Source organism: Streptomyces capparidis (assembly GCF_054782095.1).
On record NZ_BAAGTD010000044.1, the window covers coordinates 1 to 15250 of the forward strand.

Below are 15250 nucleotides of genomic sequence, written 5' to 3' on the forward strand. Positions count from 1 at the left end.
CCTGGGGTTCCGCGGGTGGCGGGGTCGGGGCGGGGGACGGGGCGGCGGGCGGCGGCCGCGCGCCGGTGGGGGGTTCGGGGGGCGGGGGCGCGTCCTCGGCCGGGGGCGGGGGCGCGGCCGGAGGCGGCGGGCGGGCGGCGGGGCGCGGCGGGGACGGGGCGGGGGCCGGTTCCACGGCGGGTCCCGGGGCCGCAGCCTGCTCCCCCTCCCCTTCCGCCCCCTCCGCCTCCAGCGTCGCCAGCAAGGCATCGAGGTCCGGCCGGTCCTCGGGGACCTTGCTCAGGCACGCCTCGATCACCGGCCGCAGCGCGGCGTCCACGCCGGTGAGCCGCGGCTCCTCGTGGACGACGTGGTAGGCGACGGCGTACGGGGACTCGGTGTCGAACGGGCCGTGGCCCGCCAGGGCGAAGGCGAGGACGGCGCCGAGCGCGAAGACGTCGGTCGGCGGGCCGATGCGGGCCGGGTCGAGGAACTGCTCGGGCGCCATGAACGGCGGGGTGCCCACGAGCACCCCGGTGTGGGTCAGCCGGTCGGCGCCGGCCGCCCGGGAGATGCCGAAGTCGATGACGCGGGGGCCGTCGTCGGCGAGCAGCACGTTGGCGGGCTTGAGGTCCCGGTGCACCAGGCCCACCCGGTGGATGTCCCGCAGCGCCTCGACGAGGCCGATGCCCAGCGCGCGCGCCTCCGCCGCGGTCAGCGGGCCGCGTTCGGTGACCCGCTGGTGCAGGGAGGGCCCGGGGACGTGGAGGGTGGCCAGCCAGGGCGGGTCCGCGTCGGGGTCGGCGTCCACCACCGGCGCGGTGAACGCGCCGCTGACCTTCCGCGCGGCGGCCACCTCGCGCCGGAACCTGGCCCGGAACTCCTCGCCGGCCGCGATCTCCGGCCGGATCACCTTCACCGCGACCCGCCGCCCCGACGGCGACGTGGCGAGGTACACCACGCCCATGCCGCCGGAGCCGAGCCGCTGCTCCAGCCGGTACCGCCCCACCGTGCGAGGGTCGCCCTGCGACAGCGTCACCCGTCCCCCTCCGCCGATCCCGCGATCGTGCCTCAGGATAGGTCCACGGGGAGCCCCCGCGGTCGGCGACCGGCTCGGCGGTGCGGGCCTCAGCGGCGGCCCAGGGCCTTCGCCCGCGTGTGCGCCCGGCTCGTGAGGGCGGCGCCGAGGGCGGTCAGGGCGGTGTGGGCGAGCAGCGCCGGGGTGAAGCCGCCGGGCAGCCACCCGAGCAGCCCCCGGTCGCCGTGGTCGACGAGGATCCGGATGAGCCCCTGGCCGAACACCACCATCACGGTCATGCCGAGAACCTGGAGGACGTCGTGCTTCACGGTCTGCCTCTCCGAGAGGAAACGTTACGGACGTATCAATGAAAGGGCATGAGCTCCGCGTATTTCCACCTGAGATCGCCTTTACGTCACACTTTCCGCGGCGCTACGGTGACAGGTGTGCGTGACGAAAAAGCGCGGGCGTGCCCGATGTGCGGCGCCCCCGCGGCCCGCTCGGGGCGGGGCCGCCCGCCCGTCTACTGCTCGCGGAGCTGCCAGGCCAGGGCGTACCGCCGGCGCAAGCAGCGCCTGCCCGCGCGGGGTGCCCCGGCCGTGCCGCCGGTGGCGCGGCCGACGGGCACCGGGGCCCGGCAGCGGCGCAGGATCGCCGAGGCGGTGTGGCGCATCGCCGCCGGGCGGGGCCTGGACGCGGCGAGCATGCGCGCGATCGCGGCGGAGGCCGGGGTGTCGCTGCGGGTGGTCCAGTACCACTTCGACGGCAAGCACGCCCTCCTGGTCGAGGCGCTGCGCCTGCTGCACGAGGAGAACGAGCGGCTGGCCAGGGCGCGCATCCCGTACGGCATGACGGAACCGCGCGGACTGCTGCGGGCGCTGCTCGACGAGTTCCTGCCGCTGGACGAGCAGCGGGCCTTCGCCCTGCGGGTGTTCGCGGCGTACTACGCCCGCAGCCTGACCGACCCGTCACTCGCGGCGGTCTTCCTGGCCGCGGAGCAGCCGTTGGAGCAACTGGTCGCGGACATCATCGCGGCGGGCGAGGCGGCCGGGAGCACGGCGCCGCGCCTCGACCGGCGGCACGAGGCCGACCTGCTGGTGTCCGGAGCCACCGGGCTCGGCCTCGACGTGCTGCACGGGCGCCGCTCCTTGACGGAGGCGCGGGCGGTGCTGGACTACCACCTGGCCCGGATCTTCCCCGCCGACGCCTCCGCCCGGCCGGGCGGCTGAGCACGGGGGCGGCCCCCGGCCCGCCGCGGGCCCGACCCGCTCCGCTAGCCTCGGTGGACATGTCGTCAGCGGATCGCGAGCCGGTGTCCCCCGAGGTGACGGAGTGGCTGGCCGGGAACGCCGTGCCGTTGGCGGGCCTGGCCGCGGGCGCGTCCACCGCCGACCTCCAGCCGCTGAAGGGCGTCCTGGACGGTGTGCGGATCGTGGGCATGGGCGAGGCCACGCACGGCACCAGCGAGTTCTTCCGGCTCAAGCACCGTCTGCTGGAGTTCCTGGTGACGGAGCTGGGGTTCTCGGTCCTGGCCATGGAGGCGAGCGCGTCGGCGGCGCCGGCCGTCGACGCGTATGTGCGCCACGGGACCGGTGACGGCGCCAAGGCCCTGGCGGGGCTGGGGTTCTGGACCTGGCGCACCGAGGAGGTGCTGGCGATGGTCGAGTGGATGCGGGCCTGGAACCGGGGCCGCCCCGAGGCGCGGAAGGTGCGCTTCGCGGGCATCGACCCCCAGTGGTGCGGACCCTCCCTGGCGGTGCTCGGCCCCCTGCTGCGGTCGGTGGTGCCCGGTCGCGCGGAGGGGCTGCTGGCCTCGCTCGCCGTGCTGGCCACGGCGTCCCCGGGCTCGCGCCCCGACCCCGGGCAGCGCCTGCTCCGCGACGCCGAGGCGCTGCTCGACCTCGTCCTCGGCACTGCCCCCGAGGCGGCCGACGCGATCCGCCACGCCCGGATCCTGTGCCGGGCCGCCGACCTGGCCACCCGCCCCAGGCGGCACGGGGACCCGGAGCGGACCGTGTTCGCCGTCCGCGACCGGTACATGGCCGACGCGGTCGGCGACCTCCTCGGCGATCCGTCCGCCAAGGTCGCCCTGTGGGCGCACAACGGCCACATCGCCGCCGCCCGCTACGGGGGCGGCGCCGTCCCGGCGCTGGGACAGCACCTGCGTGCCCGGTACGGCGACGCCTACTACGCGCTCGGCCTGCTGTTCGGACGGGGCTCCTTCCGGGCCCGCCGGGTGTGGCCGGGCCCGTGGGCGCGGCCCCGCCCCGGAGCCGCCGTCGCCAACCGGGTGGGGCCCGCCCGCGCCACCGCGGTGGAGGCCCACCTGGCCGCCGCCAACCCCGGCGACCACCTCGTGGACCTGCGCGGCGCGCACGGCGGGCCGCGGGCGGTCCGGCAGTGGCTGCACGGCCGCCACATGACGCGGGAGTTCGGCGCGCTGGTCCCCCGGTGGACGTACCGCCTCCACCACAGCCCCGTCACCCTGGCCGACGCCTATGACGGGCTGGCCTACGTCGCGGTCTCGCACAGCTCCCGGCCGCTCGCCGCTCAGGGCTGAGCCCAGGCCGGCCGCCAGGTGCCGGCTCCGGGGCGGCGCGGCCGGGCGGCGGTGAGGTGGTCGCGCAGCGCGGCGAGCCCGGGGTGCGGGTTGCCGGTGTGCCACAGCAGCGAGTGGGGGTAGACCGGGGTGGGGTCGCGCAGGGGGATGCGCCGCAGATCGTGGCCCGCGGGCCAGACCAGGGGGGTCCGCTCGCCGAAGAAGGTCGCCAGCCGCGGGGAGTCCGCGATCGCGTCGAGGAGGGCCTCGACCCCGAAGTCGGGGCCGACGGTGTCGATGGTGAGCCCGAAGGCGGCGGCGAACGCGTCGTAGTAGGCGCCCCACTCGGTGCCCGGAGCGTTGCCGGGCATCCACACGCGGTGCCCGGCGAGCTGGGCGGGGGTGATCGAGCGGGCGGCGGCGAGCGGGTGGGCGGGGCCGACGCACAACTGGAGGGGCTCGTCGAGGACCGGGACGGCGGCGATGCCGTCGGGGAGCCGCCGGCCGGGCATGGTGACGGCGCGGAAGGTGGCGTCGATGGTGCCGGCGTGGACGGCGGCGACGGCCTGGTCGGCGTCGAAGAGGGTCACGACGTCGAGTGGGATGTCCGGGTTGGCGCGGTGGAAGTCGCGCAGCAGGCCGGCCGTCGCGGCCCGCCGGCCGATCACGTCCACGCGCAGCGCGCGGCTGCCGGGCCGGACGGAGGCCGCGGCCCGCTCCTCGGCCTTCAGCAGCGCGCGGGCGTGGGGCAGGAACGCCTGCCCGTCGATGGTGAGTTCGGCTCCGCGCGCGGTGCGGGTGAACAGCGGCACCCCCACCTCCCCCTCCAGGGCGGCGATGCGCTTGGAGACGGCCTGCTGGGTGAGCGACAGCTCGGCGGCGGCGCGCTGGAACTGCCCGGTGTCCGCTACGGCCACGAAGGTGCGTACGGCGTTGAGGTCCACGGCGGACCATCCTAGTTGGACAACTTCTGGTTGTGCGTTGGCGGCATGCGGGTTGTTCGATCCCCGGTCCGGAGCTCGCTTCGATGCTGCCGGGCAACGCCGGGTCGTCCGGTCGGACAACTTTTCACCAGGGGTGGGCGCTCGCCGGCACGGCCGTTCCGGGCGGCGCTTGGGCGGCGCGCGGTCACGTCGCCCGGCGCCTGCCGCTCAGGCGGGTGCCGAGCCTGTCAACCGATGGTTGTCCGCACCGCCGTCCGCCCTCACCGGCACGACCGCCGCCGCGACAGCGACGGCGACCGGGTGGGGGCCTCCCACCCGACCCGGAGTTCCGGGGGCCCGGCCGGCGGCGGGCCACCCCTGCGCCCGGCCCTGCCCGCCCACCGCGTCACCCGGGAGCGGTGCGGGTCGGGGAACCGGTGGGACCCCCGGGGTCGGCGGGCGGCGGGCCCGCCGGCCCCGGGAGGTGGGGCGGCGCTCGCGGGCGCCGGGTCAGGCTGTGCGGAGGTTCTGGAGGGTGGTCCTCAGGTCGGCCAGGGCCGCGCGGTAGAAGCTGGGGCCGTAGGACACGCGCGCCACGCCCAGGTCGCGCAGTGCGGCCAGGTCGAGTTGGTCACTGACGTTGCCGTTGAGGGGTCCCGGGAGTTCGGCGACCAGGGTGGCGAGGACGGTCCTGTCGCGCACGCCGATCGGGTAGAGGCAGTCGGCGCCCGCCTCCCGGTACAGCCGGCCCCGCCGTATCGTCTCCGCGACCCGTTCCTCCTCGGGTGTCCCGTCGGTGGGCCGGAAGGTGTCGATGCGGGCGTTGATGACGATCGGGACCCCGGTGTCGTCGGCGGCGGAGCGGACGTCCGCGAGCCACTGGGCGTGCGCCTCGGCGTCGGCCAGGCCGCCCGCCCGGTGGTCGGTGTCCTCCAGGTTGCAGCCGACCGCGCCGATGTCCAGCAGCCGCTCCACCAGTTCCTGCGGCCGCATGCCGTATCCCGCCTCGGCGTCCACCGTGACCGGGACCGGCACCGCGCGGGCGATCCGCCCGGCCGCGGCGAACATCTCCTGCCACGGCGCGCCCTCGCCGTCGGGGTGGCCGAGCACCGCCGAGACGGCGGCGCTCGCGGTGGCGACCGCGGGGAACCCCGCTTCGGCGACGACCGCCGCGCTGCCCGCGTCCCAGGCGTTGGGCAGCACGAGCATCTCTCCGCTGTGCAGCTCGCGGAGCCGCTGGGCACGATCCTTCAGTTCCGTCAGGTCAGTGGTCATCGAGTTCTCCAGGTGAGGTGGGAAGGGGGGTTGCGGGAACACGGGTCAGGGGGCGGTCGCGCCCTCGGGTGCGGCGTCCGCCGGCCGCGGCGGCGCGGCCCCGCCCCGCGCCGCGGAACCGGCGGTCACGGCGGTCGGCCGCCGGCCCGGCATGCCGAGCGCGACGAGCATGCCGAGGAACGAGAGCGCGGTGACCACGCCCATCGCCGCCGTGAAGCCCTCGGTGAACTCCTCGGCCGATCCGTAGCCGCCGACCCTCGCGAAGACGGCGACCGCCACCGTGACACCGAACACCCCGCCGAAGATCCGCAGCATCATAAACGCCCCGGACGCCTGGCCGATCTCCTGCGGCCGCACCGCCGCGACCACCGACTTCTGCGCCGCGGGCATGGCCATGGTCAGCCCGGCGCCGCTGAGGATCAGCGCGGGCAGCAGTTGCGGATAGCTCGTGCCCGTGTCGGAGACAAGGGCGATCCAGCCCATGCCGACGGTCTGGAGCAGCAGCCCGCCGACCACGAACGGCCGCTCGCCGTACCTGTCGGCCAGCGCGCCGGCGATCGGCGCGCACACCATCAGCGTCGCGGTCCACGGCATCAGCCGCAGTCCGGCGCCGAGCGGCCCTTCCCCGAGGACGGTCTGGAAGTACTGCGCGAGGAAGAACAGCGTGCCGTACAGCGAGGCGAACACGCAGAAGTTCGCCGGGTTGGCGGTGGCGAACGCCCTGAGGCGGAAGAACCGCATCGGCAGCATCGGCGCCTCCGCGCGCTGCTCCCACCGCACGAACGCCACCACCAGCGCGACTCCGAGCCCCAGCGCGCCCAGCACCTCGGCGCTGCCCCAGCCCGCCGCGTTGCCGCGGACCAGGCCCCAGACGATGCCGAACGCGCCCAGGGTCACCAGGACGACCCCGCCCAGGTCGAACCGGTTGTTCGGGCCGAGGCTCTCCTCGACCCGCCGCGCCGTGAGCAGGACCGCGACCACCCCGACCGGCAGGTTCAGCCAGAAGATCCACTGCCAGGCCAGCCCCTCGGCGATGACGCCGCCGACGAACGGGCCGCTGAACGTGGCCAGACCGGTGATGCCCAGGTACAGGCCCATCGCCCTGCCCCGCTGCCGCGGCGGGAACACCGCGCTGATCAGGGTGAGCGAAAGCGGCAGCACCATGGCCGCGCCGGCCCCCTGCACCGCCCGCGCCGCGATCAGGGCGCCGATGTTCGGCGACAGCGCGCAGGCCACCGACGCGACGGTGAACACCGTCAGCCCGGCGACGAACACCCGGCGGCGGCCGAACCGGTCCCCCAGCGCCGCCCCGGTCAGCAGCAGGACCGCGAACGTGAGGTTGTAGGCGTTGACCGTCCACTCGAGGGCTTCGACCGACGCCGTCAGATCCTGCCGGATCGTGGTCAGCGCCGTGGTCACGATCAGGCTGTCCAGGGCCATCATGAACGACGCCAGTGAGGCGAGCCCCAATACCCATGCTTGTGTGGACGTCATCCGTCCCGCGTCGGCACTCAACATTTCTCCTTTGGTCCGCTTCCGCCCGGGGCCACCGCGGGCGGACGACCGCGCACGGCCGTTCACGGGCGCGGGCGCAGTGATCGCGGGAATCCGAATCGCTCCAGCAGCGAGTTGTCCAGGAACCGGGTCAGGCCGCTGATCCGGTCGCCGCTCAGGGTCAGGACGAGCACTCCGTGCGCGTGCAGGATCGGCGTCCGCGGGTCGCGCAGGTAGCAGCCGAACGCGGGCTGGCCGTTCGCCCGCGTCGGCACGAGCACGTGCCGGCGGCAGGCGCGGAGCGCGACCGTGGCCAGGAAGTGCCGGACGGCGTCCAGGCCCTGGTACTCCAGCGGCAGCGGCGGCATGGTCAGGTACGCGTCGTCGGTCAGCAGCGCCACGACCGCGTCGACGTCCCCGGCCTCGAACGCGCGGGTGAAGTCGTCCACGATCCGGCGCTCCCGCGGCGAGTCCGGCAGCGGGGCGCTCTCCCGGTCGGGGCCGGGCAGCTCCCGCGCCAGCGCGCCGCGTGCCCGTTTCAGCGCGCTGGTCACCGCGTTCTCCGTGGTGTCGAGCATGTTCGCCACCTCGGCGGCCCGGAAGCCCAGGACGTCGCGCAGCACCAGGACGGCCCGCTGCCTGGGCGGCAGTTCCTGGAGCGCCGTCAGGAACGCCAGCGACACCGACTCCCTGACCTCGTACCGCGCCTCCGGTCCCGGGGTGCGGTCGGCGATCTCGTCGAGCAGCCCGTCCGGGTAGGGCTCCAGCCAGCTCGGTTCGGCTCGGCGGCGCGACGGCTCGGGCAACGGGACCTCCGGCTGGTAGGCCGCGTACTCGGGCGGGCGGCGGGCGCCGGCCCGCAGCGCGTTGAGGCAGCGGTTGGTCGCGATGCGGTAGAGCCACGTCCGTACCGAGGCGCGCTCCTGGTAGCCGCCGATGCCCCGCCATGCCGCGAGCAGCGTCTCCTGGAGCAGGTCCTCGGCGTCCTGCACCGAGCCGAGGATGCGGTAGCAGTGCACCTGGAGTTCGCGTCGGTGGGGTTCGACGAGCCCGCGGAACGCCTCGCCGTCCCCGTTCCGCGCCAGCGCCAGCAGTTCCTCGGCCGAGCGCCGGGCCCGGGCGGAGGCACCGGTCTCCCCCGGCGGCGGTATCCCTCGCATGTCGCTCCTTGTCTCCTGCGGTCCCTCTCGGATGGATGGACACCACCGGGACCGGAAAGTGGTCGCCCGGCGGAGAGTTTCCGCGGTCCGGTGACGCGCGCCCCGGGATCCCGGGGCCCCGGCGGGGCAATGCGGTGGAGGGCGGGCGCCGGGAGGGCTAGCGTCGGGGGCGTGAAGGAGCACGAGCGGTTGCACGGTGACCAAGTGGTGTTGCGTCCCGCCGACGAGCGGGACGTGCCCGCCCTCGCCAGGATCCGGGCCGAGCCCGAGGTGTACGCGCGCTGGCAGGGCGGGGCCGATCTCGTGGCGGCCGTCACCGACGACCTGCGGGACGCGGACCACCGCTCGCTGGCCATCGAGTACGGGGGGCGGGTCGTCGGCGCCATCCAGTGGTGGGAGGAGGACGAGCCGGACTACCGGCACGCCGGTATCGACATCTACCTCGACCCGAAGGTGCACGGCCGGGGACTGGGCACCGACGCGGTGCGCACCCTCGCCCGGCACCTGGTGGACGACCACGGCCACCACCGGTTGACGATCGACCCCGCCGTCGACAACGCCGCCGCCATCCGCGCCTACGAGAAGGCCGGTTTCCGCCCGGTGGGCGTGATGCGGCAGTACGAGCGGGGCCCCGACGGCACCTGGCACGACTCCCTGCTGATGGATCTGCTCGCCGACGAACTGCCCCCGCGGTAACTGCCCCCGCGGTAGCGGTGCACGGCTCCGGCGCGCGCCGGGCCGGACGCGGGTGCCGTCGTCCAGCGGGGACGGTCGCGCGGGAGACGGCGGCGAGGCGGCCGCGGTGTCCGCGGTCGCCTCGCCGGTGGTGGTGACGTCGGGGTGCGGGGCCGGTCAGGCCGCGAGTGCCGCCGCCCGGCGGCGGGGCTCCAGGGCCGCGGCGACGAGGTAGCCCCCGCCGCCGGCGATGGCCAGCACCCAGTACAGGTTCGGGACGTCGAGGAAGAGGGCCGCGGACGAGGTGAGGGCCAGCCAGGCGCCCAGCGCGTACTGCGACAGGTCGCGGTGGACGGCGCCGCCCGCGAGGAGGAGCAGACCGACGACGAGCCCGGAGCCGGTCGGCCACAGCACCGTGTGCACGTGCCGCTCGTCCAGCACCCCGCCCAGGGCGGTGATCATCAGGAACAGCGCGGCGAACCCGATCGCCCACGAGGCTCCCAGGAGCCTGCCCGCCAGTGCCGCGTCGCGGTCGGCTCCCTTCTGGTCCCTGGCGTTGGTGGCGGCCGTGACGGCCACGGCCGCCACCAGTCCGGTGAGCAGCACGACGGCCGGGACGGCGGAGGGCAGCGCGAGCAGCGGCTCGTCGCCGTGGGCGAGGGCGAAGGCTCCGTGCCCGGCCAGCCAGGCCAGGCCGAAGCCGGTGTAGGAGGCGCGGTTGTCGAGCACGGTGCCCGGACGGGACGGTCCCGGCAGGCCGTGGCGGGCGGGGGTGCGGGCGGGGGCGGTGAGCTGGTCGGCTCCGGGCATGGCGGTCTCCTGGGGAAGTGGGGCGGGCGGGGTGGCGTCGCGGAGGCGGGGGTGTCAGTCGCGTGTGCCGGCGGCCGGGGCGAGGACGACCTTGCCGACGACGGTGCCGGACTCGGCGTGACGCAGGGCGGCGGCGGCCTCGTGGAGGGGGTAGACCCGGTCGATCCTCGCCGTGATCGCCCCCGACCGGAGCAGCTCGAAGACGTGGCCGAGGTCCTCGCGCAGGGACGCGCGGTACGTGTCGGGGTGCCGCTTCCTGCCCGCCCACAGGTTGAAGAAGTGGGCGTGGCGCTTGTTGGGCAGGGCGTTCCACAGGGCGAGCCTGGCCAGGAGTTCGAGGACGGTGACCATCCCGTTGCCGGCCCGGTCGCGGGTGGACGCGCTGCCGTAGGACACGAGGGTGCCGCCGGGTGCCAGCATCCGCCAGGAGTCCTTGATGCCCTCGCCGCCGACGTGGTCGAAGACCGCCGCCACGCCCCGCGGCGCCAGTTCGCGGACGCGGGCGAGGATGTCGTCGCGGTAGTCGACGGCGATGGCGCCCATGTCGGTGACGGCCTGCCGGTTGCGGGCCGAGGCGGTGCCGATGACGGTGATGCCTGCCGCGCGGGCCAGTTGCACCAGCACGCTGCCGACGCCTCCGTTGGCCCCGTGCACCACGATGGTGTCGCCCGCCTTGGCCTTCGCCGTGCGGTGCAGCATGCGCCAGGCGGTGGCGCCGTTGGTGACCATGGTCTCGGCGTCCGCGGCGGACACGCCGTCCGGGACGGGCACCAGGTCCCCGGCGTCCAGCAGGACGTGGTCCACCCACCCGCCGGTCTTGGTGAGCGCGGCCACCCGCTGCCCCACGGACACCGCGGGCTGTCCGGGCACCGGCGGGCCCAGCTCCTCGACAACGCCGACCAGGTCGTAGCCGGGGACGAAGGGGAACGCGGGCATGTCGTAGTACTTGCCGCGGCGCATCTGCTGCTCGGCGAAGGTGACGCCGCTGGCCTCCACCCGGACCAGGGCCTGCCCGGGCCCGGGCTCGGACAGCTCCCGCACCCGCACCCGCAGGCTCTCGGGCTCGCCGACGGCGGGGAGGACGATCTCGGTGGCGTGCATGGGGTGATTCCCTTCGGGACAGGATTTTGAGTGGTTAATCACTCACTCAAGAGAGCTGATCAGAGTGCCGGTCGGGGGTTGAGGGCTGGGGTTGGGGCTGGGGTTGGACGGAGATGCGGTCGGCCGTCCCCGTCACCAGTACGCGATGACAGCCGAAGCACGTCGGCACGCGGCAGCACAGGAGCAGAGCTTCCGCGGCGGAAGCGACCGATGGGCGCACACCTGGCGGATGCCCGCCCCCTTGACCGCCTCCCGGGCCGTTGCGCGACCCCGTCGGCATGTGAGTAGCTAATCACTCACTACCGATCCCGTCAACCGCCCTCGTGGTGGACGTCCGGATCACCGCCGGCCGGTGCGCCGGGGCGTCACCCGCACGGCGGGTGGAAGGGGACGTGCGGCAGGTGCCGTCGCCACTGGCGGGGCGTCAGCAGGTTGCCGGCGGCGCAGATCCGCCGGGCGGCCCGGTCGGCGTCCAGGTGCCACAGGCGGACGCTGACGTCGTAGCTGCTGGTGGCCAGGGTGCGCCCGTCGCGGCTGAACGCCACGGAGGTGACGGTGTCGCCGTGACCGGTCAGGGGCTGCCCGAGGGCGGCGGGGCGGGCGCGGTCGGTGAGGTTCCACAGGCGTGCCGTGTGGTCGGAGCCTGCGGTGGCCAGGGTGCGGCCGTCCGGGCTGAACGCCACCGCGGTGACGGCTCCCTTGTGGCCGGTCAGGGGCGGGCCGAGCGGTGTCGGGCGGGCGGGGCGGGTGATGTCCCACAGCCGCACCTTGCGGTCGGCGTCGCCGATGGCGAGGGTCCTTCCGTCGGGGGCGAAGGCGACCGCGTTGACGAAGTGGCGGTGGTCGGCGAGCGGGGCGCCGAGCGGGGCGGGGCGGGCGGGATCGGCGATGTCCCACAGCCGCGCCGTGTTGTCCTCGCCGCCCGTGGCCAGCAGGCGGCCGTCCCGGTGGAAGGCCACCGAGAGGACCTGGTCGCGGTGCCGGGCGCGGGGGACGCCGAGCGGTGCGGGGCGGGCGGGATCGGCGATGTCCCACAGCCGCGCGGTGCCGTCCTTGCCTCCGGTGGCCAGCAGACGGCCGCCCCGGCCGAAGGCGACCGCGGTGACGCCGTCGCGGTGGCCGGCCAGCGGCGGGCCCAGGGGAACGGGGCGGGCGGGGTCGCGCACGTTCCACAGCTTGGCCGTGCGGTCGGCGCTGCCGGTGGCCAGGGTGCGGCCGTCGCTGCTGAACGCCACCGCGGTGACGGACGCGTCGTGCCCGACCAGTTTGGCCAGCAGGACCGGACGGGCCGGGTTCCGCGCGCGCCACAGCCGCACCGCGCGGTCGTCGGTACTGGCGGTGGCCAGCACGTCGCCGGGGGCGAACGCGACCGCGGTGACGGGGTTGGTGTAGCCGGTCAGCAGCGTGCCGGGCAGGTGCCACACCCGCACGGACCGGTCGTAGCCGCCGGTGGCCAGCGTGCGCCCGTCCGGGTGGAACGCCACCGTCCAGACGCCGTCGGTGTGGTCGGTCAGGGGCGGGCCCAGCGGCTTGGGGTAGGCGGGGTTGGTGAGGTTCCACAGCCGCACCGTGTCGTCGCGGCCGGCGCTGGCCAGGGTGCGGCCGTCGGGGCTGAAGGCCACCGACCAGACCGGCTCGGTGTGGTCCCGCAGCGGCTCGCCGAGCCGGCGCGGGCGCCCGGGGTCGCCGACGTCCCACAGCCGCACCGTCCTGTCGAAGCCTGCGGTGGCGAGCGTGCGCCCGTCGGGGCTGAACGCCACCGACCAGACCGGCTCGGTGTGGTCCCGCAGCGGCTCGCCGAGCCGGCGCGGGCGCCCGGGGTCGCCGACGTCCCACAGCCGCACCGTCCTGTCGAAGCCGCTGGTGGCGAGCGTGCGCCCGTCCCGGCTGAACGCCACCGACCGGACGCCGCCGGAGTGGTCGGCCAGGGGCGGGCCGAGGCGGTGGGGCCGGGCCGGGGCGTCGACGTCCCACAGCCGCACCACGCCGTCGTCGCCGCCGGTGGCCAGGGTGCGGCCGTCCGGGCCGAACGCCACGGAGACGACCGGCCCGGAGTGGTCGGCCAGCGGCGCGCCGAGGCGGCGGGGCCGGGCCGGGTCCCGGACGTCCCACAGCCGCACGGTGTGGTCGTGGCCGCCGGTGGCCAGGGTGCGGCCGTCCGGGGCGAAGGCCACCGAGGCGACCGGCCCGGAGTGGTCGGCCAGGGGCGCGCCGACGCCGCGGGGGCGCCCAGGGCCCCCGGTGTTCCACAGCCGCACGGTGCCGTCGTGGCCGCCGGAGGCCAGGGTGCGGCCGTCCGGGCTGTACGCCACCGAGGCGACGATGTCCCGGTGCCCGGCCAGCGGGGTGGACAGGGCGGTCCCCGCGTCGCCGACCAGGCGCGTGTACAGGTCCGGGGTCGGCCGCATGCGGTGGGCGGCGAGGTCGAGCTGGGCCGCCAGGGACGTCTGGGTGCTCCGCAGGCTGTCCGCCCGGGACGTCACCTGGCCGTGCAGGACCGCGTTGCGTTCGGCGCGGGCGGAGGCGCGCTGCTGGAACGCCACGACGGCGGTGCCGGACGCCACCAGGACCAGGGCGGCCAGCACGGCGGTCACGGTGCGGCGCAGCCGGACCGCGCGGTGCCGCTGACGTGTCGACGCGGCGAGGAACTCCCGCTCCGGCGGGGTGAGGTCGCGGTCCCGGTCGGGGGCCGGGAAGGCCTCCACGGCGGCGGCCAGCCGGCTGCCGCGGTACAGGGCCCCGGGGTCGCGGCCCAGGTCCTGCCAGGCGCGGGCGTCGTCGGTGAGCCGGCGGTGGGTGCGCATCCGGTCCCGTTCCGCGTCGATCCAGCCGCGCAGCCTGGGCCAGGCGGTGATGAGCGCCTCGTGGGCCAGGTCCACGGTGCCCTCGTCCAGGACGAGCAGCCGGGCCCGCGCCAGGCTCTCCACGACCCTGGCGGCGTCCCGCGGGTCGCCCAGGTCGAGTTCGCCCCGGGCGGCGGGGCGGCGGGTGTCGGCGGCGCCGTCACCGGGGGCGACCAGGCGCAGCAGGATCCGCCGGGCGAGGTCGGCCTGGGGGGCGGTGAAGCGGGCGTGGACGCCCTCGGCGGTGCGGGCGATCGCGCCGCGCAGACCGCCCGCGGCCTCGTAGGCGGCCTCGTTGAGGGTGCGGCCCCTGCGGTGGCGCCAGGTCTCCAGCAGCGCGTGGGACAGCAGCGGCAGCGTGCCCGGCTCGCCCTCCACCTCGTCCAGCAGACGGGAGGTCAGGGAGCGCTCCACGACGTACCCGGCCGCCTGGGCGGGTTTGACGATCGCCTCCCGCAGCTCCTCCCGGCCCATCGGCCCGGCGAGCACGGTGGCGTCCTGGAGGGCGGCGGTGAGCCCCGCGTGCTCGGTGCAGCGGTGCAGGAAGTCCGCCCGCACGGCGATCACCACCCGCAGCCCGCTGCCGGGGTCCCTGGCGGCCAGCAGCCGGTCGACGAAGGCGGCCCGCTCGGCCGGGTCGCGGCACAGGGTGTGGAGCTCCTCGAACTGGTCGACGATCAGCCAGGTGTCGCCGTCGGCGCCGGGCGGGGCGGCCAGCCGCGGGCCGTGGCTGCGCAGCGGGTGCTCGCCCGGGGTGAGGATGCGGACCGCGGCCGGGCGCGGCGCGCCGTCCTCCGGCTGCCGCAGCCGAGGGATGAGCCCGGCGCGCAGCAGGGAGGACTTGCCGCTGCCGGAGGAGCCGAAGACGGCGGTGAAGCGGTGCCGCCGGGCGAGGCGGGCGATCCGGTCGGCGAGCCGGTCGCGGCCGAAGAACAGGGCCGCGTCCCGGGGTTCGAAGCGGGCCAGGCCCCGGTACGGCGCGTCCGCGGCGTCGTCGGGTCGCGAGCGGGCGATCTCCTCGAACGTCCGCAGCCAGCGCTGCTCCCACTCCTGCGGGTCCGCGCCGCAGGCGCGCACGTAGGCGAGGGTGAGCGGCAGCGTCGGGAAGTGCTGCCCGGCGGCGGCCTGGGACAGCGCGGTGACCGAATACCCGGCCTTCTCGGCCATCGTCCGGTAGGTGGGTCCGCCGGCTTTCCTGCGCAGTTCGCGTAATTCGAGCGCGAAGCGCGGCACCGGTCCGGCCGCCGGGTCCAACGGGCCTTCACCACGCCCCATTCCCGCCCCTGTTCCTCGCCGTTGTCGGCTGCCGCGCCCCCGGGTCGTGCGCGTCCACGGTAGGCATGCGGAATATCGGCCAGCAAGCGGATCGGGGAGTTCCATTCGGGGTCCGAGGAAATCTGGAAAACAATTTTGTATGAAGATTCTATTTTTCC

12 protein-coding genes are annotated in these 15250 nt (G+C 75.8%); 3 read left to right on the plus strand and 9 right to left on the minus strand.

Annotation, left to right across the window (positions count from 1 at the left end):
• Both ACYVO2_RS28225 and ACYVO2_RS28230 read right to left on the minus strand, forming a co-directional pair.
• The coding region (locus tag ACYVO2_RS28225; RefSeq protein WP_461010850.1) for a serine/threonine-protein kinase at nt 1-1018 on the minus strand (1018 nt) is incomplete at its 3' end.
• A gap of 89 nt (nt 1019-1107) precedes the next feature.
• Nucleotides 1108-1326, minus strand: a complete 219-nt coding sequence (locus ACYVO2_RS28230; RefSeq protein WP_461010851.1) for a hypothetical protein — start codon at nt 1324-1326, stop codon at nt 1108-1110.
• 117 nt (nt 1327-1443) lie between these two features.
• On the opposite strand from ACYVO2_RS28230, the gene ACYVO2_RS28235 reads away from it, so the two are divergent.
• Together ACYVO2_RS28235 and ACYVO2_RS28240 are read left to right on the plus strand one after the other, a co-directional pair.
• Entirely contained in the window at nt 1444-2226 is a 783-nt protein-coding gene (locus tag ACYVO2_RS28235) for a TetR/AcrR family transcriptional regulator (protein ID WP_461010852.1), read from the plus strand.
• A 59-nt stretch (nt 2227-2285) separates the two neighbouring features.
• Nucleotides 2286-3557, plus strand: coding sequence for an erythromycin esterase family protein (locus tag ACYVO2_RS28240; RefSeq protein WP_461010853.1), 1272 nt, complete (start codon nt 2286-2288; stop codon nt 3555-3557).
• Here ACYVO2_RS28240 and ACYVO2_RS28245 read toward each other — a convergent pair.
• The 4 genes from ACYVO2_RS28245 to ACYVO2_RS28260 all read right to left on the minus strand — a co-directional run bounded on the left by ACYVO2_RS28245 (nt 3548) and on the right by ACYVO2_RS28260 (nt 8388).
• Nucleotides 3548-4480: a LysR family transcriptional regulator gene (locus ACYVO2_RS28245; RefSeq protein WP_461010854.1), complete on the minus strand. Its 933-nt coding sequence runs from the start codon at nt 4478-4480 to the stop codon at nt 3548-3550. The genes ACYVO2_RS28240 and ACYVO2_RS28245 overlap by 10 nt on opposite strands.
• A 489-nt stretch (nt 4481-4969) precedes the next feature.
• Nucleotides 4970-5734: an isocitrate lyase/PEP mutase family protein gene (locus ACYVO2_RS28250; protein ID WP_461010855.1), complete on the minus strand. Its 765-nt coding sequence runs from the start codon at nt 5732-5734 to the stop codon at nt 4970-4972.
• Between the two features lie 45 nt (nt 5735-5779).
• Nucleotides 5780-7252 (minus strand): MFS transporter, encoded by a 1473-nt coding sequence (locus ACYVO2_RS28255; RefSeq protein WP_461010856.1) that lies wholly within the window; start codon nt 7250-7252, stop codon nt 5780-5782.
• Nucleotides 7253-7311: 59 nt separating this feature from the next.
• Nucleotides 7312-8388 carry a sigma-70 family RNA polymerase sigma factor gene (locus ACYVO2_RS28260; protein WP_461010857.1) on the minus strand — a complete coding sequence of 359 codons (1077 nt, stop codon included), beginning with the start codon at nt 8386-8388 and terminating at the stop codon, nt 7312-7314.
• A gap of 189 nt (nt 8389-8577) precedes the next feature.
• Between ACYVO2_RS28260 and ACYVO2_RS28265 the strand changes: the two genes are divergently transcribed.
• Nucleotides 8578-9084 (plus strand): GNAT family N-acetyltransferase, encoded by a 507-nt coding sequence (locus tag ACYVO2_RS28265; RefSeq protein ID WP_461010912.1) that lies wholly within the window; start codon nt 8578-8580, stop codon nt 9082-9084.
• 156 nt (nt 9085-9240) lie between these two features.
• Here ACYVO2_RS28265 and ACYVO2_RS28270 read toward each other — a convergent pair whose 3' ends face one another.
• The 3 genes from ACYVO2_RS28270 to ACYVO2_RS28280 all read right to left on the minus strand — a co-directional run bounded on the left by ACYVO2_RS28270 (nt 9241) and on the right by ACYVO2_RS28280 (nt 15092).
• Nucleotides 9241-9873, minus strand: coding sequence for an ABC transporter permease (locus ACYVO2_RS28270; protein ID WP_461010858.1), 633 nt, complete (start codon nt 9871-9873; stop codon nt 9241-9243).
• 54 nt (nt 9874-9927) lie between these two features.
• Nucleotides 9928-10974, minus strand: coding sequence for a medium chain dehydrogenase/reductase family protein (locus tag ACYVO2_RS28275; protein WP_461010859.1), 1047 nt, complete (start codon nt 10972-10974; stop codon nt 9928-9930).
• Nucleotides 10975-11339: 365 nt separating this feature from the next.
• On the minus strand, nt 11340-15092 hold the full coding sequence (locus ACYVO2_RS28280; protein WP_461010860.1) for an nSTAND1 domain-containing NTPase: 3753 nt from the start codon (nt 15090-15092) through the stop codon (nt 11340-11342).
• Nucleotides 15093-15250: the final 158 nt, after the last annotated feature.

Bases quoted from the DNA above. Each gene is read 5' to 3' on its own strand.
- ACYVO2_RS28240 (WP_461010853.1), top strand. From the start codon at position 2,286: ATGTCGTCAGCGGATCGCGAGCCGGTGTCCCCCGAGGTGACGGAGTGG.
- ACYVO2_RS28250 (WP_461010855.1), bottom strand. From the start codon at position 5,734: ATGACCACTGACCTGACGGAACTGAAGGATCGTGCCCAGCGGCTCCGC.
- ACYVO2_RS28255 (WP_461010856.1), bottom strand. From the start codon at position 7,252: ATGTTGAGTGCCGACGCGGGACGGATGACGTCCACACAAGCATGGGTA.
- ACYVO2_RS28260 (WP_461010857.1), bottom strand. From the start codon at position 8,388: ATGCGAGGGATACCGCCGCCGGGGGAGACCGGTGCCTCCGCCCGGGCC.
- ACYVO2_RS28270 (WP_461010858.1), bottom strand. From the start codon at position 9,873: ATGCCCGGAGCCGACCAGCTCACCGCCCCCGCCCGCACCCCCGCCCGC.
- ACYVO2_RS28275 (WP_461010859.1), bottom strand. From the start codon at position 10,974: ATGCACGCCACCGAGATCGTCCTCCCCGCCGTCGGCGAGCCCGAGAGC.
- ACYVO2_RS28280 (WP_461010860.1), bottom strand. From the start codon at position 15,092: ATGGGGCGTGGTGAAGGCCCGTTGGACCCGGCGGCCGGACCGGTGCCG.